Raw genomic sequence first — 17,931 nt, forward strand, 5'->3', positions numbered from 1 at the left:
GCAGTACCCCCGGAAGGGACACCGGAGCCATGCGCACAACGCGAGCCGCGGCCGTAGCTGCCGTCACCATGTCTCTCGCCCTGGCCGCCACGGCCTGCGGAGGCGGTTCGTCGACGGACGGCGGGGGGTCGAACGACTCCCCGAAGACCCTCACCTACTGGGCCTCGAACCAGGGCGCCAGCATCGAGGTCGACAAGAAGGTCCTCCAGCCCGAACTCGACAAGTTCGAGAAGGAGACCGGCATCGAGGTGAAGCTGGAGGTCGTGCCCTGGTCCGACCTGCTCAACCGCATCCTCACCGCCACCACCTCCGGCCAGGGCCCGGACGTGCTCAACATCGGCAACACCTGGTCCGCCTCGCTCCAGGCCACCGGCGCCCTGCTCCCCTGGGACAAGGCGCAGTTCGACAAGATCGGCGGCAAGGACCGCTTCGTCGACTCCGCGCTCGGCTCCACCGGCGCCGAGGGCAAGGACCCGGCCGCCGTCCCGCTGTACTCGATGGCGTACGCGCTCTACTACAACAAGAAGGCGTTCGCCGACGCCGGCATCGCGAAGCCGCCGGCCACCTGGGACCAACTCGTCGCCGACGGCAAGAAGCTCACCGGCGACGGCAAGTGGGCGCTCGGCGTCGAGGGCTCCAACCCCTCCGAGAACATCCACCACGCCGTCGTCTTCGCCAAGCAGCACGGCGCCGACTTCTTCACCGCCGACGGCAAGCCCGACTTCACCTCCGACAAGGCCGTCGCCGGCGTCAAGCGGTTCGTCGACCTGATGGCCAAGGACAAGATCGTCGCGCCCGGCAACGCCGAGTACGCCCAGAACCAGTCCGTCAGCGACTTCGCCAAGGGCAAGACGGCCATGCTGCTGTGGCAGTCGGCCTCCGCCAACCTCAAGTCCCAGGGCATGAGCGAGGACGACTACGGCATCGCCCCGGTGCCCGTCCAGTCCGGCGCCCCCGGCACCGGTACCGGCGTCAACTCCATGGTCATGGGCATCAACATGGCCGTCTTCAAGAACACCGACAACATCGACGGCGCCACGAAGTTCGTGAAGTTCATGACGAGCGACGCCGAGCAGAAGATCCTCAACGAGGCCTACAGCTCCATACCGCCCGTCAAGGGCGCCCAGGCCGACGCCGCCTTCAACACCCCGGCGAACGCCGTCCTCAAGGACACCCTCGCCAAGAGCGCCGTCGCCGCCCCGCAGGTCGCCGACGAGTCGCAGTTCGAGACCGCCGTCGGCACGGCCATCAAGGGACTGTTCGCCGACGCGGCCGCCGGACGCAAGGTCACGGAGGACTCGGTGAAGGCCGCCCTCGAGAAGGCCCAGCAGCAGATGCCGGCGAAGTGAGCACGATGACGACCACGGTCCCCACCAAGGCCGCGGTGCGTCCGAGTTCCCCCGGGACGGCGAGCGGACCCCGCCGCCGTCCCGGGCGGATCCGCCGCATCGGCCTGCCCTACCTGCTCCTCCTGCCCGCCCTGCTCCTCGAACTCCTCGTCCATCTCGTGCCGATGGCCGTCGGCATGGTGATGAGCTTCAAGGAACTCACGCAGTTCTACATCCGCGACTGGACCACCGCGCCCTGGAACGGCCTCGACAACTACACGATCTCCGTGGACTTCGACGCCCCGGTCGGCGAGGCGCTGCTCCACTCGTTCCTGGTCACGGTCGCCTTCACCCTGCTGTCCGTCGCCCTGTGCTGGGGCATCGGCACCGCCGCCGCGATCTTCATGCAGGACACGTTCCGCGGCCGGGGCCTGCTGCGCGCCCTGTTCCTGGTGCCGTACGCGCTGCCCGTCTACACCGCCGTCATCACCTGGGTCTTCATGTTCCAGCACGACAACGGCCTGGTGAACCACGTCCTGCACGACCAGCTCGGCATCACCGACAAACCCACGTTCTGGCTCATCGGCGACAACAGCTTCTTCGCGCTGCTGACCGTGTCCGTGTGGAAGGGCTGGCCGTTCGCCTTCCTCATCGTCATGGCCGGCCTGCAGAACATCCCGAAGGAACTGTACGAGGCCGCCTCCCTCGACGGCGCCGGCCTGTGGCAGCAGATCCGCCGGATCACCCTGCCGTCGCTGCGCCCCGTCAACCAGGTGCTGGTCCTCGTCCTGTTCCTGTGGACGTTCAACGACTTCAACACGCCGTACGTCCTCTTCGGCAAGACCGCGCCCGAGGCCGCCGACCTCATCTCCGTGCACATCTACCAGGCGTCCTTCGTCACCTGGAACTTCGGCACCGGTTCGGCGATGTCCGTGCTCCTGCTGCTGTTCCTGCTCGTGGTCACCGGCGTCTACCTCGTGATCACCTCGCGCGGACGGAGGACCGCCGATGTCTGAGTCCGCACCCTCTCTCACCGGGGCGCACAGGTCCCCGATGGCACCGCCCCGGTCCTTCCTCTGGTCCCGGCGGATCTTCCTCACCCTGCTCACCGGTTTCGTGCTGGTCCCCGTCTACGTCATGGTCTCCAGCTCGCTCAAACCGCTGGCCGACGTGTCGGGTAGCTTCCGCTGGCTGCCCAGCGGACTGACGATCCGCCCCTACATCGACATCTGGTCGACGGTGCCGCTCGCGACGTACTTCGTGAACTCGCTGATCGTGGCGGGCGCGGCCACCGTCTGTTCGGTGGTGATCGCGGTCTTCGCCGCGTACGCCGTCAGCCGCTACGAGTTCCGCGGCAAGCGGGTCTTCACGGTCACCGTGCTGTCCACGCAGATGTTCCCGGGCATCCTCTTCCTGCTCCCGCTGTTCCTCCTCTACGTCAACATCGGCAACGCCACCGGCATCGCTCTGTTCGGCAGCCGCGGCGGCCTGATCCTGACGTACCTGACCTTCTCCCTGCCGTTCTCGATCTGGATGCTCATCGGGTACTTCGACTCGGTGCCGCGCGACCTGGACGAGGCGGCGCTGGTCGACGGCTGCGGCCCGCTCGGCGCGCTGTTCCGGGTCGTCGTCCCGGCCGCCGTCCCCGGCATCGTCGCCGTCGCCGTCTACGCCTTCATGACCGCGTGGGGCGAAGTGCTGTTCGCGTCCGTCATGACCAACGACACGACCCGCACCCTCGCCGTCGGCCTCCAGGGCTACTCCACCCTCAACGACGTGTACTGGAACCAGATCATGGCCGCCTCGCTGGTCGTGAGCGTCCCCGTGGTGGCCGGCTTCCTCCTCCTCCAGCGCTACCTCGTCGCCGGCCTGACCGCGGGCGCCGTCAAGTGACCGAGCCCCGCCGCGAACACCCCTTCCCCGAAAGGAACTCCGTGCCCGACCGCATCGACCTCGCCGCACTCCCGAACGACTTCCTGTGGGGCACCGCCACAGCGGCGTACCAGATCGAGGGAGCCGTGGCGGAGGACGGCCGCGCCCCGTCGATCTGGGACACGTTCTCGCACACCCCGGGAAAGATCGCAGGCGGCGACACCGGCGACGTCGCCTGCGACCACTACCACCGCTGGCGCGAGGACATCGCCCTCATGCGCACGCTCGGCACCAACGCCTACCGCCTGTCCGTCGCCTGGCCTCGCGTCCTGCCCGGCGGCGACGGCCCCGTGAACCCCAAGGGACTGGCCTTCTACGACGAGGTGGTGGACGCCCTGCTGGAGGCGGGCATCACCCCGTCCGTCACCCTCTACCACTGGGACCTCCCGCAGGCCCTCCAGGACCGGGGCGGCTGGCCCGAGCGGGAGACGGCCGAGCACTTCGCCGAGTACGCCTCGGTGGTCGCCGCCCGGCTCGGCGACCGCGTCCGCCACTTCGCCACGCTCAACGAGCCGTCCTGCTCGGCCTGGATCGGGCACCTGGAGGGCACGATGGCCCCGGGCCTGACCGACCTCACGGCCGCGGTCCGCGCCTCCTACCACCTCCTCCTCGGCCACGGCCTCGCCACCCAGGCGATCCGCGCGGCCGCCCCCGGGGTCGAGGTCGGCATCGTCAACAACCTCTCCACCGTCCACGCGGCCGGCGACCGCCCCGAGGACCAGGCCGCCGCCCGCCGCCAGGACGGCCACGTCAACCGCTGGTGGCTCGACCCGATCCACGGCCGCGGCTTCCCGTCCGACATGGTCGAGACGTACGGCGTCGAACTCCCGTCACGACCCGGCGACCTGGAGACGATCGCCGCCCCGCTGGACTGGCTCGGCCTGAACTACTACTTCCCGGCGTACGTCGTCGACGACCCCGAGGGCCCGGCCCCGTACGCCCGCGCGGTCCGCCGCCCCGACGTGCCGCGCACCGGCATGGACTGGGAGATCGACGCGAGCGGCATCGAGACCCTGCTGCTGCGCCTCACCGAGGAGTACGGCGCCCGCAAGATCTACGTCACCGAGAACGGCTCCGCCTTCCCGGACGCCGTCCGCCCCGACGGCACGGTCGACGACCCCGAACGCCAGGACTACCTGGTCCAGCACCTGGCGGCCTGCGCCTCGGCCGCCCGCAAGGGCGCCCCCCTGGCCGGCTACTTCGCCTGGTCCCTCCTGGACAACTTCGAGTGGGCGTACGGCTACGCGAAGCGCTTCGGCCTGATCCACGTGGACTACGACACGCAGGTGCGGACGATCAAGGGCACCGGGCATCTGTACGCGGACATCGTGCGGGCGTATGGGGGGAGGGGGAGGCGGGCGGCGTGAGGCCGGCCGTGTGAGACGGGGCGGGCTCCCGCGCCCGTGCCCCCTCACTCCCCCGCGGAGCGGAACCGGTACACGTGCCGCAGGCCCAGCAGTTCCGCCACCGCGTCCAGCCAGCGGGCGGTCTCCTCGTCGCCGTCGATCCCGCGGGTGGTGGTGGCCGCCGCCTCCAGCCAGGAGCGCACCACGGTCACCGCCTCGGCGCCCGGTACCGGTTCAGGCAGGTCGGCCGCGTACCGGGCGCCCCCGCTGCGGACCACCTCGGCGAGGAACGCCACCGCACGCGGTTGCACGCCGAGCCGGTCCAGCAGGACGGCGGCGCCCACCGCGCCGTCGCCGAAGAGGGCGCCGCGGTGCGGTCCGGCGAAGGAGAGGCCGTAGCGCAGCATCGACGGGATGTCCTGCCGCGCCAGCTCGTCGTCGGTGCGGCCGGTGGGCGGGGTCGGCGGCGCGGGGTTCATGACGTCCTCACGGTGACGGTGTAGGTGTGGATGGTGGCGCGGTACTTCTCGCCGGGTGTGGGGCTGCCGCTCGGGACGGGGGAGGGGGTGACCGGACCGCCGGCGCTTCCCCCGCCGGCGCAGGCGCCCCGCGGGCACTGGATGAGCCTGATCCGCGTGGTGCCGGGGCCGACGGCCTTGAAGTCGAACAGGTCCGTTCCGCTCCCGCTGCCCACGGCGTCGTCGTCGGCCTCGATCTCCTCCCGCTTGTCCGTCCTGCGGACCACGTCGGGATCGGGCTCGGGCGTCGTCGTGTACCACCATTCGCCCATCGCGGTGTCGACCGGGACGGACAGCGTGAACTCCTCGCCCACGTCGACCTGTATGCGGTTCTCACCCAGCTCGTAGGTGTCGGGCCCCGGGTCCCCGCAGCCCGCGAGCACGGTCGTCAGCAGGGCGGGGAGGGCGAGTCGGCGCAAGGTGCTGGTCATGGCGTCCACTTCTCACTCGGCGGGCAGGTGGACGGCGAAGGCGTCCGGCATACGGGAGTCGGAGGCCTTGTCCATGTGCCCGTTGACGAAGTCGTCCTCGCTGACCCACGTCGTCTGACCCCACGGGTTGTAGATCTGCAGCATGTCGCCCTCCTGGCCGATCACCATCATCTGGTGCCCGTGCCGGCCGTCCTTGTCGTACCCCTCCACCTCGATGGGGACCGGCTTGCCCTCGGCGACGGACTTCTCGATGTCCGGCAGCACGTCACGGCGCGCGTCCGCGTCCCTGACCTGCTGGTACTCGTACGAACTGCCCGTGTGAGGGCTGATCTCGGAGTTGGCGATCTTGTTCTGCCCGTCGCTGTCCATGCCGTCCGGGACGTCGGACCACCAGTGCGTGTAGGCGCCGTCGCCCTCCTCGTGCAGGCGCAGCTGCTCGTCGTGCATGCGGTCACGGAAGGCGTCGGGGTCGTCCTCCTGACCGGAGGGGCCGCCGGTCAACTCCAGTGCGTAGACGGGGTCGACCATGGCACGGGCCGTCACCGTGCTGGAGGGCACACAGGTGCTGCCCTCCTGGGACCACTTCTCGTCGCCGAACCACTGGTAGTCGGTGTTGCGGTTCGAACCGTCCGCGTTGAGCCCCTCGTCCTTCTTGCTGTCGCCGGCGGTGACCACCGGGCTGAGGTGCTGCTGGAGCCAGGCCGGGTCCTTGCCGTGGATCTTGTCGCGGAAGCTGCCGACCTCGTCCACGTCGTAACCCGCTGCCAGAGCCTTGACCAGATAGGCCCGCTCCTGCGGGGACTTGGCGTCCGCGAGCATCCGCTCGAAACGGGCCTCGTCCTCGGCGTTCATCCTCTCCATGAACCGGCCGGCCCGCTCGAGGTCGTTGGCGGTGAGGAGTTCGTTCTGCTCCTGCGGCCCTCCGTACACGCCGACGTCGGCGAGCACGAGGCGGTCGGCCGCGGAGATGGTGTCGGTGTGCATCTGCCCCGCACGGGCCTCGGCCGCGTACTTGTTCAGCTCCCGGGCCGCCGTCCGCGCCGCGTCGTCGACCTCCTGCGCGGCGGCGTACAGCAGGTTGGCTCCCGCGCCCGCGGTGTCCTGGGCGCGTCGCCGTTCGGCCTCCTCGGCGTCCTTCTCGACCAGGTCGTCGAAGAAGCCGTCCTCGCCGCCGAGCATGTCGCGGGCCTTGCGCAGGTGCCGGCGTCCCTCTTTGTCCGTGCTCCGGGCGGAGGTGATCGCGTCGGCGAGGGCGAAGAGAGCCTTGGCCGCCTTGCGGAACGCCTCGGCCATCTGCCCGGCGGACCGGCCGGCCGCCCCCACCACCTCGGCGGCCTTGGCGCCGGTGCTGCCCACCCACACCGACGGAAGCCCCGATGCCGCGATCTTCTCGACGCGGTCCTGCACGTCCGCCGCGTCGTCGGCCTGGCTCTGGTAACGCCGGGCGATGGCGTCGAGCGTGCCCGGGGAACCGACGGGCGCGGGCACACCGAGCAGACGGCCGATGGCCGCGAGGACCTCGTTCTTGCTGTCGGCTCTCGCGAGGTCGCCGGTGTACCGGTCGATCTCTTCCTTGCGGTCGGTGGTGGATCCGCTTGCGTCGGCCATGGGGGAGTCCCGCCGTCCTTGCTCGTTCGGGGTCGTGGGAGGCGCGCACGAGGGCATCCTGATGCGCGCGGTCACCGGGTGCGGCGCCGGAGGGTGTGCCGGTGGGTCAGTCGAAGTCGGCGAGGCCGGCGCCCGGCGTGCCGGGGCGGGCGGCGGGTGCGGGCATGGTCGTGAGGCCGGCGTTCGCGCCCGCGGAGTGCAGGGACAGGACGGTCTCGTGCTCGGCGCCCTCGTACCTCTGCTGGGAGACGCCGACCTTGTCGGCGAGTTCGTGCAGCGCGGCTTCCAGTGTCTTCGCCTCGGCCTGCCACGCGGCGGCGAAGTTGTCGTAGGCGGGGCCGGAGTCCGAACCGCCGAGCGTGTCCTGCGTGTAGCACATCTGGTCCTCGACGGCCTTGCGTATGCCGCCGACGTCCTCCGCCGCCCGGTCGAGCTTTCCGGCCTCGCCGCCCATGCCGCTCGCCTGGACCCGGTAACCGCCCGATCCCGCACCGGTCATGCTGGTCGCCCCCTGTTCCGCACGGCCGAACACCCCCGTGGCGATCCGGAGCCGCTGGGTCAGGACCCTACCGAACGTGTGTCATGAGCACGGTGCCGGGATAACGGTTCGTCACCCGGGCCCCGGCGGGGTGCCCCGCCTCCGCACGCACCGCCTCGTCCCCTACACGGTCGCGTCCCTGCGGCCTGGCACGTCAGCCACGGCCCTTCTTGCGCTGCAACGACTCCCGACGCCGGCGCAGTGCCCTCTGCCGCTTCTGGCTCTCCTTGCGGCGGCGCGCCCGCTCGCGGGCCTCCGGGCTTCGTAGCTTCGTGTGGTCCGGCAGCCACAGCAGTCCCCACACCACTCCGACGAGCAGGGCGATCACGACGATCCCGAGCACCGCGGCCAGCGCGGGCGGCAGGTCGCCGACGTCCTCGATCCTCTCCCGGATGGTCACCCTGGCTTCCCCCGTCCTTCTACGCTCCGCGCGGCTCAGCACCCTAACAGCGACCCGTCGAGGCACGCCCGTGTCACCCGCTCCGCCCACTCCGCCACCCGTACGCGACGGTCACCGCGCGGTCGTGCCGCGTCCCCCGCACCATGGGCGTGCTGCCGGCCGGCAGCCCGAGCCGGTACCGGTCGGATGCGAAGGAGGCACCCAGCGTGGGTGAGCTGTACATCGACGGGGAGTGGACGAACGCCGCCGGCGGAGAGCGGCGGGAGGTGATCAATCCGTACGACGCCTCCGTGATCACCACCGTCGACGAGGCCGACGCCGCCGACGTGGACAAGGCGGTACGGGCCGCCCGCCGGGCCTTCGACGAGGAGGACTGGGCGAACGCGCCGACCCGGCAGCGTGCCGACCTGCTGATGCGGGTGCACGACCTGCTGCTGCAGGACATCGACGAGATCGCCCGCACCGAGACCCTCGACACCGGCAAGACGCTGGCCGAGGGCCGCTTCGACGTCGAGGACGTCGCCAACGCCTTCCGCTACTTCGCCGAGCTGGCCGGCAAGGACGGCGGGCGGGTCGTGGACGTCGGCCCCGGCGTGCTCAGCCGCGTCGTCTACCACCCCGTCGGGGTGTGCGCGCTCATCGCGCCCTGGAACTACCCGCTGCTGCAGGCCTCCTGGAAGGTGGCGCCCGCGCTGGCGGCCGGCAACACCATCGTCCTCAAGCCCAGCGAGATCACCCCGCTCACCACCATCGCCCTGTTCCGGCTGATCGAGGAGGCCGGTGCCCCGCGCGGCGTCGCCAACCTCGTCCTCGGCTCGGGCGCGACCGTCGGCGCGGCCATGACCTCCCACCCCGAGGTCGACCTGGTGTCCTTCACCGGCGGCCTGGCCACCGGACGCGCCATCATGGCCGCCGCCGCGGAGGGGCCGAAGAACATCGCCCTGGAACTCGGCGGCAAGAACCCCAACATCGTCTTCGCGGACGCCGACTTCGAGGCCGCCGTCGACTACGCCCTCGACGCGTCCTTCCTGCACGCCGGGCAGGTCTGCTCCGCCGGGTCACGGCTGCTCGTGGAGGACTCGATCCACGACCGGTTCGTCGAGGCCTTCGCCGAACGCGCCCGGCACATCCGGCTCGGCAACGGGCTGGAGGAGGGCACCGAGAGCGGGCCGCTCAGCTCCGCGCAGCACCGGGAGAAGGTCGAGAGCTACATCGCCCTCGGCAAGGAGGAGGGCGCCCGGCTCGTCACCGGCGGCACCCGGCCCGACGACCCCGCCCTGCGCAAGGGCTACTTCCTGCTGCCGACGATCTTCGCCGACTGCGACCGCTCCATGCGGATCGTGCAGGAGGAGGTGTTCGGGCCGGTCGTCACCGTCGAACGGTTCCGCACCGAGGACGAGGCCGTGGAACTCGCCAACGACACCCGCTACGGACTCGCCGGCGGCGTCTGGACCTCCGAGGCGAGCCGCGCCCAGCGGGTCGCGCAGCGGCTGCGGCACGGCACCGTGTGGATCAACGACTTCCACCCCTATGTGCCGCAGGCCGAGTGGGGCGGCTTCGGACGCTCCGGCGTCGGGCGCGAACTCGGGCCGACGGGCCTGCGCGAGTACCAGGAGGCCAAGCACATCTACCAGAACCTCGACCCGGGCCCCTCCGGCTGGTTCAAGGGCGAGAGCGGCGGCGGCTGAGCCTCCCGCACCACAGCGGCCCCCCGACCCCCCGGTTCCGAAGAAAGGCAGCCCATGGCCTCCACCACCCCTCACGGCCCGGAGTCCGACTACGACTACGTCATCGTCGGCGGCGGCACCGCCGGCTGTGTGCTCGCCGCCCGCCTCAGCGAGGACCCCGACTGCCGTGTCTGCGTCATCGAGGGCGGACCCAGCGACGTCGGCGACGAACGCATCCTGCATCTGCGCAACTGGATCAACCTGCTGGGCTCGGAGTTCGACTACGGCTACACCACCGTCGAACAGCCCCGCGGCAACTCGCACATCCTGCACTCGCGGGCCCGCGTCCTCGGCGGCTGCTCCTCCCACAACACCCTGATCAGCTTCCTTCCGCTGCCGCAGGACCTCGACGACTGGGTGGCCGCGGGCTGCGCCGGCTGGGACCCGGGCACGATCCTGCCGTACCGCGACCGGCTGCAGACGAACATCGTCCCGGTGGCGGAGGCCGACCGTAACCCCATCGCCAAGGACTTCGTCACCGCCGCCGCCCGCGCCACCGGCGTCCCCGTCGTCGACGACTTCAACGCCGAGCCCTTCGCCGACGGCACCGGCTTCTTCTCCCTCGCCTACCAGCCCGAGGGCAACCTGCGCTCGTCCGCCTCCGTCGCCTATCTGCACCCCGTCCTCGACCGTCCCAACCTCACGCTGAAGCTGGAGACCTGGGCGCACCGGCTGCTCACCGACGAGGAGGGACGGCTCACCCGGGTCGCGGTGCGCGGCGCCGACGGCGAGCCCGCCGCCGTACGCGCCAACCGTGAACTGCTGCTGTGCGCCGGGGCGATCGACACCCCGCGGCTGCTGATGCTGTCCGGTATCGGCCCGGCCGACGACCTGCGCCGCCTCGGCATCGACGTCCACCTCGACCTGCCCGGCGTGGGGGAGAACCTGCTGGACCACCCCGAGTCGGTGATCGTCTGGGAGACCCGCGGCCCGCTGCCGCCCAACTCCGCGATGGATTCCGACGCCGGGCTGTTCCTGCGCATGGACCGGAGCCAGCCGCGGCCCGACCTGATGTTCCACTTCTACCAGGTGCCGTTCACCGTCAACACCGAACGGCTCGGCTACCCGGTCCCCGAGCACGGGGTCTGCATGACGCCGAACGTGCCCCGCGCCCGCTCCACCGGCCGTATGTGGCTGCGCAGTTCCGACCCGTCCGAGAAACCCGCCCTGGACTTCCGCTACTTCACCGATCCCGACGGGCACGACGAGCGCACGATCGTCGAGGGGCTCAAGGTGGCCCGCGAGGTCGCCGCCACCGATCCGCTGAAGGAGTGGCTGGTCCGGGAGGTGGCGCCCGGCCCGGACGTCACCTCCGACGCCGACCTGTCGGAGTACGGCCGCCGCGTCGCGCACACCGTCTACCACCCGGCGGGCACCTGCAGGATGGGCGCCGCCGACGACCCGATGGCGGTGTGCGACCCGGAGATGCGGCTGCGCGGCGCCGAGGGCGTGCGCGTCGTGGACGCCTCGGTGTTCCCGACGATGCCCACCATCAACCCCATGGTGACGGTGCTGCTCGCCGCCGAACGCGCCGCCGATCTCATCACCGGGCGCCCCGGTCCGGCCGGCCGGGCGGCGACGCGGTGACCGTTCCGCGGCCCGCCGCGACGGCGGCCGGCGCCGGCCGGGGCCGAGGAGGTGTGCGCGGTGTCGATCGTTGACGACCAGGGCACCACGACGCCCGGGGAGCCGCCGCCCGGCGACGAGACGCCGGACCGGGTGCGGCTCAAGCCCGTGGTCTTCTTCGGGTCCGCCCTCTTCGTCCTCGCGATCTCCCTGTGGGCGATCATCACCCCCTCGGGGGCCGAGGACACCATCGGCGTGGTGGTCGGCAGGATCTCCCACTGGTTCGGCTGGTACTACTTCGTCGCGGCCACCCTGTACCTGCTGTTCGTCGTGTTCATCGCCGCGTCCAAGTACGGCGCCATCAAGCTCGGCCCCAAGCACTCCAAGCCGGACTACGGTCTGTTCACCTGGGGGTCGATGCTGTTCGCGGCCGGCATCGGCATCGACCTGATGTTCTTCTCGGTGTCGGGTCCGGTCAGCCACTACCTCGCGCCGCCCGAGGGTAAGCCGGAGACACTGGCGGCCGCCCGCCAGGCCGTCGTCTGGACGCTGTTCCACTACGGCATCACCGGCTGGGGCATGTACGCCCTGATGGGCATGGCGCTCGGCTACTTCTCCTTCCGGTACCGGCTGCCGCTCGCCATCCGCTCCGCGCTGTACCCGATCATCGGGCGCCGCATCCACGGCCGGATCGGCGACACCGTCGACCTCGCCGCCATCATCGGCACCGTCTTCGGCATCGGCGTCACCCTGGGCATCGGCGTGGTGCAGCTCAACTACGGCCTGAAGGCGCTCTTCGGCATCCCCGAGGGGCTGACCGCGCAGATCGCGCTCATCGTCGTCGCGGTGTGCATGGCGACCATCTCGGCGGTGTCCGGCGTCGACAAGGGCATCCGCCGGCTGTCGCAGCTCAACATCCTGCTCGCCGCCCTGCTGATGTTCTACATCCTCGTCGTGGGCCATCCGTTCCGGCTGCTCAACGCCGTCGTGCAGAACGTCGGGGACTACGTCAGCCGCTTCCCGTCGATGACCCTGAACACCTTCGCCTACGACCAGCCCACCGAGTGGCTCGACGCGTGGACCCTGTTCTTCTGGGCGTGGTGGGTGGCCTGGGCGCCGTTCGTCGGCCTGTTCCTGGCGCGCATCTCACGGGGGCGCACCCTGCGGGAGTTCGTCGCGGCGACGCTGGTCATCCCGTTCCTCTTCACCGGGCTGTTCCTGGCGATCTTCGGCAACAGCGCCCTGTTCCTGGTGCGCGACGGCGACAAGAAGTTCGGCGAGACCGCGATGAACGTCCCCGAGCAGGGCTTCTACACCCTGCTCGAACACTTCCCCGGCTTCTGGTTCAGCGCCGGACTCGCCACGTTCGTCGGCCTGCTGCTGTACGTCACGTCCGCCGACTCCGGCGCGCTGGTGATGGGCAACCTCAGCGCCGACCTGCCCACCCCGATGACCGACGCGCCGACCTATCTGCGCATCTTCTGGGCGGTGGCGACCGGGCTGCTGACCCTCGCGATGCTCATCGTGGGCGGCGTGCAGGCGCTCACCAACGCCACCATCATCATGGGCCTGCCCTTCTCGTTCGTGATGTTCCTGATCATGGCGGGGCTCTTCCTGGCCCTGCGGACCGAGCGGATGAAGGTCGAGGCGCGGGCCACCACCCTGCCCGGCTCGCTCTCCGGGCGCACCCTCAACGCGGGGCTTCCGGGAGCGCCCAACTGGCGGCACCGGCTGGCGCGGGCGATGTCGTTCCCCGGCCGGCGGGCGGCGGAGCGCTTCGTGGACCACGCGGCCCGGCCCGCGTTCCAGGAGGTGGCGTCCGAACTGCGGCAGCAGGGAGCCGAGGCGGAGGTGCTAGAGGGCATCGTCGAGGAGAACGGCCTCACGCACGTCGGGCTGCGCGTGCCGGTCGGCGAGGGCGATGTCTTCGTCTACGAGGTCTGGCCCGTGGAGCGGCCCACCCCCGCGTTCGCCACCCGCTCGGTCGAGCGGCGGGACACCTACGTGCGCTACGAGGTGCGGCTCGCCGAGGGGAACCAGGACTACGACGTGATGGGCTACACCAAGGAGCAGCTCATCGCCGACGCCCTCGACCAGTACGAGCGGTACCTGGAGTTCCTCCGGGTCCGCCACGACGCGACCACCCGCTCGAACCTGCCCGACCACCGTCCGGACGCCCCGGACGCGCACCTGCCGGCGGAATGAGGGGAGCAACCCTCAGCCGGTGACGGGCGGCCGTGTCACCTCCGGTGCGAGCACGGTCAGGTCCGGGTCGCCGAACTCGTCGCGCAGGGCCTGGAAGGCGGTCGCCTTCTCCTCGCCGAAGCGGCGGACACGGGCGGCGTAGGCGTCGGGGGCCAGGAGCCGGTCGGGCCGCGACTTCGAGTGGAACTTGTCCGCGTACATCACCAGCCGCTCCTCCGGAGTCTCCGCCAGATAGTCGGCGGGCGGCACGGGGAGGTTCTGGCGCACCACGTCCTGCCGGGTCACTCCGACGCCGGTGTGGTGGGAGCAGAAACGGCACAGGACGGCGGGGAGGCCCACGCTCTCCAGCAGTTCCTGACCGAGCAGGCCGTGGCGGATGTAGTTCTTGTGGTCCAGCCGCCCGTCGGCGTCGTAGAGGCGGTAGACGCCGATGTCGTGCAGCAGGCAGCCGGCCCGGACCAGTTCCGCGTCGAGGTGGGCGAGGCGCGGCGACGCCAGCAGGTGCGCGGCGACGCTCCAGACGATCTCGCAGTGGCGGTGGACGGAGGCGAACGCCTCGGCCGTCGGCGCGTGTTCCTCGTGCAGCGCGCGGATCTCTCCCGGTCCCGGTATGTGCATCCGGCGAGCGTAACAAGCAGGTGGGCGCGTGGACGGTCCCCGGACGTCAGCTCGTGACCAGTTCCGGCCGCGCCCTGCGCCCGGCCGCCGCCGGCGCCACCCGCGTCGTCGCCCGGTGCGTGCGCCACAGCCACAGCACGTCCCGGCCGAACGACCACACCAGGGCGCCCAGCGCCGAGGCCGTGACGGCGAGGGTGGCCGCGTGGGGGAGCAGGCCGGACGCGGCCAGCAGCAGGAAGACGCCCTGCATCGCGGCGACCGTCTTGCGGGCCGTGCTCGGCGGCAGCGGGGCGTTCAGCCAGGGCCACACCCGGGCGGCGGCGACGAAGGCGTAGCGCATGCCGCCGATCAGCAGGACCCACGGACCCAGCGCCATCGAGACGTACACGCTGAGCACCAGGATCAGGAACGCGTCCACCTCCATGTCGAAGCGGGCGCCCAGCGCCGTCGAGGTGTTGGTGCGGCGGGCCACCTTGCCGTCCACACCGTCGAGGATCAGGGCGACCGCCGTGAGACCCACGAACAGCGTGACGGGCGGCGCGTCCTGGAAGGAGTCGGCGACCAGGGCCGTCACCCCGCCGACCAGGGTGGCCCGGCCCAGCGTGACCCGGTTCGCCGGGCCGAACGAGCGGAGCCCGGACCGGTGCAGGGCCAGGGAGAGCAGCGCCCAGGAGGCGACGGCGAACGCGAGGCCGGTCAGCCAGCCCGCCGGACCCATGCCGATCGCCGATCCCAGCAGGGCCAGCAACAGGATCTGAACGCCCGCTCCCACCGCGGTCTCCTGCTGGACCAGCCTTGCCTCATACGTGTTGTTCAGGGCCACCGCGCATTCCTCCGGCCAGATGACAGAGTCGATCAAGGCCGCGTACTGTGCGCGGCCTGTGCACACCTCGGTACGTGGACAGGTCGCCGATCGTTCAGGAGGATCCCGATGAACCGCACCGCACGGGCGTTCTGGCTCAGCGCTCCGGGACAGGGCGAGATCCGGGAGGTCGCCCTGCCGGAGCCCGGCGAGGGGGACGTGCTGGTGCGGTCGCTGTACTCGGGGGTCAGCAGGGGCACGGAGACCCTCGTGTTCCGCGGCGGCGTCCCGCGGAGCCAGCACGCGGCCATGCGGGCGCCGTTCCAGGAGGGGGACTTCCCCGCCCCGGTGAAGTACGGCTACCTCAGCGTCGGGGTGGTCGAGGAGGGGCCGGACGCGCTGGCCGGCCGTACGGTCTTCTGCCTGTACCCGCATCAGACGCGGTACGTCGTCCCCGCGAGCGCCGTCACCGTCGTACCGGACACCGTGCCCGCCGCGCGGGCCGTCCTCGCCGGCACCGTCGAGACCGCCGTCAACGCCCTGTGGGACGCGGCGCCCCTGGTCGGCGACCGGATCGCCGTGGTCGGCGGCGGCATGGTGGGCTGCTCGGTCGCCGCGCTGCTGGCCCGCTTCCCCGGCGTGCGGCTCCAGTTGGTCGACGCCGACCCGTCCCGCGCCGAGGTGGCGAAGGCCCTCGGCGTCGCCTTCGCGCCCCCCGGGGACGCCCTCGGCGACTGCGACCTCGTGGTGCACGCCAGCGCGAGCGAACAGGGACTCGCCCGCTCCCTGGAACTGCTGCGCCCCGAGGGCACCGTCCTCGAACTCAGCTGGTACGGCGACCGGCAGGTGGCCGTCCCGCTCGGCGAGGCGTTCCACTCACGGCGCCTCGTCCTGCGCAGCAGCCAGGTCGGGACCGTCTCACCGGCCCGCGCCGGCCGCAGCTACGCCGACCGTCTCGCGCTCGCCCTCGACCTGCTCGCCGACCCCGCGCTCGACGCCCTCGTCACCGGGGAGAGCCCCTTCGAGGAGCTGCCCGAGCTGCTGCCGAAGCTGGCGTCCGGGCGGGTCCCGGCCCTCTGCCACCGCGTCAGCTACCCCGACGCGTCCTGAGGCGCCGATCGAGGCCCCTGGGACGCAAGAGCGCCTGACCTGAGAAAAGAGTGAGGAAGCGCTGAACACGGGGAACCGAAGAGCCGTACTACACGGCATCCCCGGCGGCGATCGGCCGGGGACTAGGCGCACCGCACCTGGAGGGTCGTCCGTTGTTCAGCATCACCGTCCGCGATCACATCATGATCGCCCACAGCTTCCACGGCGAGGTCTTCGGGCCCGCGCAGCGTCTGCACGGGGCGACGTTCCTCGTGGACGCCACGTTCCGGCGTGAGCAGCTGGACGACGACAACATCGTCGTCGACATCGGACTGGCCACCCAGGAGCTCGGCGCCGTCGTCGCCGAGCTGAACTACCGCAACCTCGACAACGAACCCGACTTCGCCGGGATCAACACCTCCACCGAGTTCCTGGCCAAGGTCATCGCCGACCGGCTCGCGGAGCGCGTCGAGAAGGGCGCGCTCGGCGAGGGCGCGCGGGGCCTCGCCGGGATCACCGTCACGCTGCACGAGTCGCACGTCGCGTGGGCGAGTTACGAGCGTGCCCTGTGACCGACGTGACCCTGGAGAAGCAGCCGCGGCCGGAGAAGGTCACGCTCGGCTATGTGCCGGCGCAGCACTCCGTCCTGAAGAACGCGGAGATCATCCCGATGTCCCTGCGCTCCGTGCAGTTCGTCATGCCGGGCGGCGTCGACGACCCGGCGGCCCCCAGCGGCGGCAACGCCTACGACCGCCGGGTCAGCCTGGACCTGCCCGGCTTCGGCTGGCAGGTCCACAAGCACGCCGTCGCCGGCGCCTGGCCCCGCCCCGACGGGGCGGAGCGCGCCGAACTCGCTCGCGTTCTGCGGGAGTTCCCGGACGGGACCGTCGTCCTGCTGGACGGCCTGGTCGCCTGCGGAGTGCCCGAGATCATCGTCCCGGAGGCCGAACGGCTGCGGCTCGCCGTCCTCGTCCATCTGCCGCTCGGCGACGAGACCGGCCTCGAACCGTCCGTCGCGGCCGACCTGGACGCCCGGGAACGCACCGTGCTGCGCGCCGTCGACGCGGTCGTCGCCACCAGCGACTGGGCGGTCCGCCGGCTCGTCTCCCACCACGGCCTCGCCCCCGAGCGGGTCCATGTCGCCGCCCCCGGCGCCGACATCGCGCCCCTCGCCTCCGGCACGGACGGCGTGTCCCAGCTGCTGTGCGTGGCCGCCGTGACCCCGCGCAAGGGCCAGCACCGGCTGATCGAGGCACTGGCGACGGTCACCGACCTGCCGTGGCGCTGCTCCTTCGTCGGCGGCCTCACCCACGACCCCGAGTACGTCGCCGGACTGCGCTCCCAGATCGCCCGGCACGGTCTCACCGACCGGCTGGTCCTGGCGGGCCCGCAGGCCGGCGCGGAACTCGACGCCAGCTACCACGCCGCCGACCTGATGGTCCTCACCTCCTACGCCGAGACGTACGGCATGGCGGTCACCGAGGCCCTCGCACGCGGCATCCCGGTGCTCGCCACCGACGTCGGCGGGGTGCCGGAGGCCGTCGGCCGGGCACCCGACGGCGGTGTCCCCGGCATCCTCGTGCCGCCGGAGAACCCCGCCGCGATCGCCGCCGAACTGCGCGGCTGGTTCGGCGAGGCGGACGTACGACGCCGGCTGAAGGCGGCGGCCCGGGGACGCCGGGCCGCTCTGAACGGCTGGGCCGGCACGGCCCGCAGCCTGGCCGCGGTACTGGGCCGACTGCCTGACGAACCGCGGAGGGCGGCATGAGCAAGGCGGCGACGACACAGGGCGGGGGCACGATCCCCGCCCAGCCGGGACCCAG

17 protein-coding genes are annotated in these 17,931 nt (G+C 71.5%); 10 read left to right on the plus strand and 7 right to left on the minus strand.

Annotated elements, in window-relative coordinates:
- Window positions 1-29: 29 nt before the first annotated feature.
- Genes F8R89_RS29400 through F8R89_RS29415 form a run of 4 tightly spaced genes read left to right on the plus strand, consistent with a single transcriptional unit; the run spans window position 30 to window position 4,627 of the window.
- A complete protein-coding gene (locus tag F8R89_RS29400) occupies window positions 30-1,349 on the plus strand; it encodes an ABC transporter substrate-binding protein (RefSeq protein ID WP_151786778.1) in 1,320 nt (439 codons plus the stop codon).
- Window positions 1,350-1,354: 5 nt separating this feature from the next.
- Window positions 1,355-2,344 (plus strand): carbohydrate ABC transporter permease, encoded by a 990-nt coding sequence (locus F8R89_RS29405; RefSeq protein ID WP_151786779.1) that lies wholly within the window; start codon window positions 1,355-1,357, stop codon window positions 2,342-2,344.
- Entirely contained in the window at window positions 2,337-3,221 is an 885-nt protein-coding gene (locus F8R89_RS29410; protein ID WP_151786780.1) for a carbohydrate ABC transporter permease, read from the plus strand. The genes F8R89_RS29405 and F8R89_RS29410 overlap by 8 nt, the downstream gene beginning before the upstream one ends.
- A 41-nt stretch (window positions 3,222-3,262) precedes the next feature.
- A complete protein-coding gene (locus F8R89_RS29415; RefSeq protein ID WP_151786781.1) occupies window positions 3,263-4,627 on the plus strand; it encodes a GH1 family beta-glucosidase in 1,365 nt (454 codons plus the stop codon).
- A 44-nt stretch (window positions 4,628-4,671) separates the two neighbouring features.
- Here the strand turns inward: F8R89_RS29415 and F8R89_RS29420 are convergent, their stop codons facing one another.
- The 5 genes from F8R89_RS29420 to F8R89_RS29440 all read right to left on the minus strand — a co-directional run bounded on the left by F8R89_RS29420 (window position 4,672) and on the right by F8R89_RS29440 (window position 8,101).
- Window positions 4,672-5,085, minus strand: a complete 414-nt coding sequence (locus tag F8R89_RS29420) for a hypothetical protein (RefSeq protein ID WP_151786782.1) — start codon at window positions 5,083-5,085, stop codon at window positions 4,672-4,674.
- Window positions 5,082-5,555, minus strand: a complete 474-nt coding sequence (locus F8R89_RS29425) for a protease inhibitor I42 family protein (protein WP_151786783.1) — start codon at window positions 5,553-5,555, stop codon at window positions 5,082-5,084. Before F8R89_RS29425 ends, F8R89_RS29420 begins: the two co-directional genes overlap by 4 nt.
- Before the next feature lie 12 nt (window positions 5,556-5,567).
- Complete coding sequence (locus F8R89_RS29430; protein ID WP_151786784.1) at window positions 5,568-7,163, minus strand: peptidoglycan-binding protein; 1,596 nt, start codon at window positions 7,161-7,163, stop codon at window positions 5,568-5,570.
- 106 nt (window positions 7,164-7,269) lie between these two features.
- Window positions 7,270-7,662 carry a WXG100 family type VII secretion target gene (locus tag F8R89_RS29435; RefSeq protein ID WP_151786785.1) on the minus strand — a complete coding sequence of 131 codons (393 nt, stop codon included), beginning with the start codon at window positions 7,660-7,662 and terminating at the stop codon, window positions 7,270-7,272.
- Window positions 7,663-7,855: 193 nt separating this feature from the next.
- On the minus strand, window positions 7,856-8,101 hold the full coding sequence (locus F8R89_RS29440) for a hypothetical protein (protein ID WP_151786786.1): 246 nt from the start codon (window positions 8,099-8,101) through the stop codon (window positions 7,856-7,858).
- Between the two features lie 206 nt (window positions 8,102-8,307).
- Here F8R89_RS29440 and F8R89_RS29445 point away from each other — a divergent pair, with 206 nt between their 5' ends.
- The 3 genes from F8R89_RS29445 to betT are packed head-to-tail and all read left to right on the plus strand — an operon-like array spanning window position 8,308 to window position 13,599.
- Window positions 8,308-9,789, plus strand: coding sequence for an aldehyde dehydrogenase family protein (locus F8R89_RS29445; protein WP_151786787.1), 1,482 nt, complete (start codon window positions 8,308-8,310; stop codon window positions 9,787-9,789).
- Between the two features lie 54 nt (window positions 9,790-9,843).
- On the plus strand, window positions 9,844-11,415 hold the full coding sequence (locus F8R89_RS29450; RefSeq protein WP_151786788.1) for a GMC family oxidoreductase: 1,572 nt from the start codon (window positions 9,844-9,846) through the stop codon (window positions 11,413-11,415).
- 60 nt (window positions 11,416-11,475) lie between these two features.
- Window positions 11,476-13,599: a choline BCCT transporter BetT gene (gene betT, locus F8R89_RS29455; RefSeq protein WP_151786789.1), complete on the plus strand. Its 2,124-nt coding sequence runs from the start codon at window positions 11,476-11,478 to the stop codon at window positions 13,597-13,599.
- A gap of 12 nt (window positions 13,600-13,611) precedes the next feature.
- Here the strand turns inward: betT and F8R89_RS29460 are convergent, their stop codons facing one another.
- Window positions 13,612-14,217 (minus strand): HD domain-containing protein, encoded by a 606-nt coding sequence (locus F8R89_RS29460; protein ID WP_151786790.1) that lies wholly within the window; start codon window positions 14,215-14,217, stop codon window positions 13,612-13,614.
- 46 nt (window positions 14,218-14,263) lie between these two features.
- Complete coding sequence (locus F8R89_RS29465; protein ID WP_151788335.1) at window positions 14,264-15,040, minus strand: CDP-alcohol phosphatidyltransferase family protein; 777 nt, start codon at window positions 15,038-15,040, stop codon at window positions 14,264-14,266.
- Between the two features lie 108 nt (window positions 15,041-15,148).
- Here F8R89_RS29465 and F8R89_RS29470 point away from each other — a divergent pair, with 108 nt between their 5' ends.
- The 3 genes from F8R89_RS29470 to F8R89_RS29480 all read left to right on the plus strand — a co-directional run bounded on the left by F8R89_RS29470 (window position 15,149) and on the right by F8R89_RS29480 (window position 17,876).
- A complete protein-coding gene (locus F8R89_RS29470) occupies window positions 15,149-16,129 on the plus strand; it encodes a zinc-dependent alcohol dehydrogenase (RefSeq protein WP_151786791.1) in 981 nt (326 codons plus the stop codon).
- A 152-nt stretch (window positions 16,130-16,281) separates the two neighbouring features.
- Window positions 16,282-16,680 (plus strand): 6-pyruvoyl trahydropterin synthase family protein, encoded by a 399-nt coding sequence (locus F8R89_RS29475; protein ID WP_055619267.1) that lies wholly within the window; start codon window positions 16,282-16,284, stop codon window positions 16,678-16,680.
- The gene (locus F8R89_RS29480) at window positions 16,677-17,876 is read left to right on the plus strand and encodes a glycosyltransferase family 4 protein (RefSeq protein ID WP_151786792.1); all 1,200 of its coding nucleotides are present in this window, start codon (window positions 16,677-16,679) and stop codon (window positions 17,874-17,876) included. The genes F8R89_RS29475 and F8R89_RS29480 overlap by 4 nt, the downstream gene beginning before the upstream one ends.
- The last annotated feature ends 55 nt before the right edge of the window (window positions 17,877-17,931 follow it).

This window comes from Streptomyces sp. SS1-1 (assembly GCF_008973465.1).
GTDB lineage: Bacteria > Actinomycetota > Actinomycetes > Streptomycetales > Streptomycetaceae > Streptomyces.

What these genes read in the sequence shown, in the direction of transcription:
- F8R89_RS29410 (WP_151786780.1), top strand. Translation starts at nt 2,337, where the DNA reads ATGTCTGAGTCCGCACCCTCTCTCACCGGGGCGCACAGGTCCCCGATG.
- F8R89_RS29430 (WP_151786784.1), bottom strand. Translation starts at nt 7,163, where the DNA reads ATGGCCGACGCAAGCGGATCCACCACCGACCGCAAGGAAGAGATCGAC.
- F8R89_RS29425 (WP_151786783.1), bottom strand. Translation starts at nt 5,555, where the DNA reads ATGACCAGCACCTTGCGCCGACTCGCCCTCCCCGCCCTGCTGACGACC.
- F8R89_RS29450 (WP_151786788.1), top strand. Translation starts at nt 9,844, where the DNA reads ATGGCCTCCACCACCCCTCACGGCCCGGAGTCCGACTACGACTACGTC.
- F8R89_RS29405 (WP_151786779.1), top strand. Translation starts at nt 1,355, where the DNA reads ATGACGACCACGGTCCCCACCAAGGCCGCGGTGCGTCCGAGTTCCCCC.
- F8R89_RS29435 (WP_151786785.1), bottom strand. Translation starts at nt 7,662, where the DNA reads ATGACCGGTGCGGGATCGGGCGGTTACCGGGTCCAGGCGAGCGGCATG.
- F8R89_RS29460 (WP_151786790.1), bottom strand. Translation starts at nt 14,217, where the DNA reads ATGCACATACCGGGACCGGGAGAGATCCGCGCGCTGCACGAGGAACAC.
- F8R89_RS29400 (WP_151786778.1), top strand. Translation starts at nt 30, where the DNA reads ATGCGCACAACGCGAGCCGCGGCCGTAGCTGCCGTCACCATGTCTCTC.
- F8R89_RS29470 (WP_151786791.1), top strand. Translation starts at nt 15,149, where the DNA reads ATGAACCGCACCGCACGGGCGTTCTGGCTCAGCGCTCCGGGACAGGGC.
- F8R89_RS29420 (WP_151786782.1), bottom strand. Translation starts at nt 5,085, where the DNA reads ATGAACCCCGCGCCGCCGACCCCGCCCACCGGCCGCACCGACGACGAG.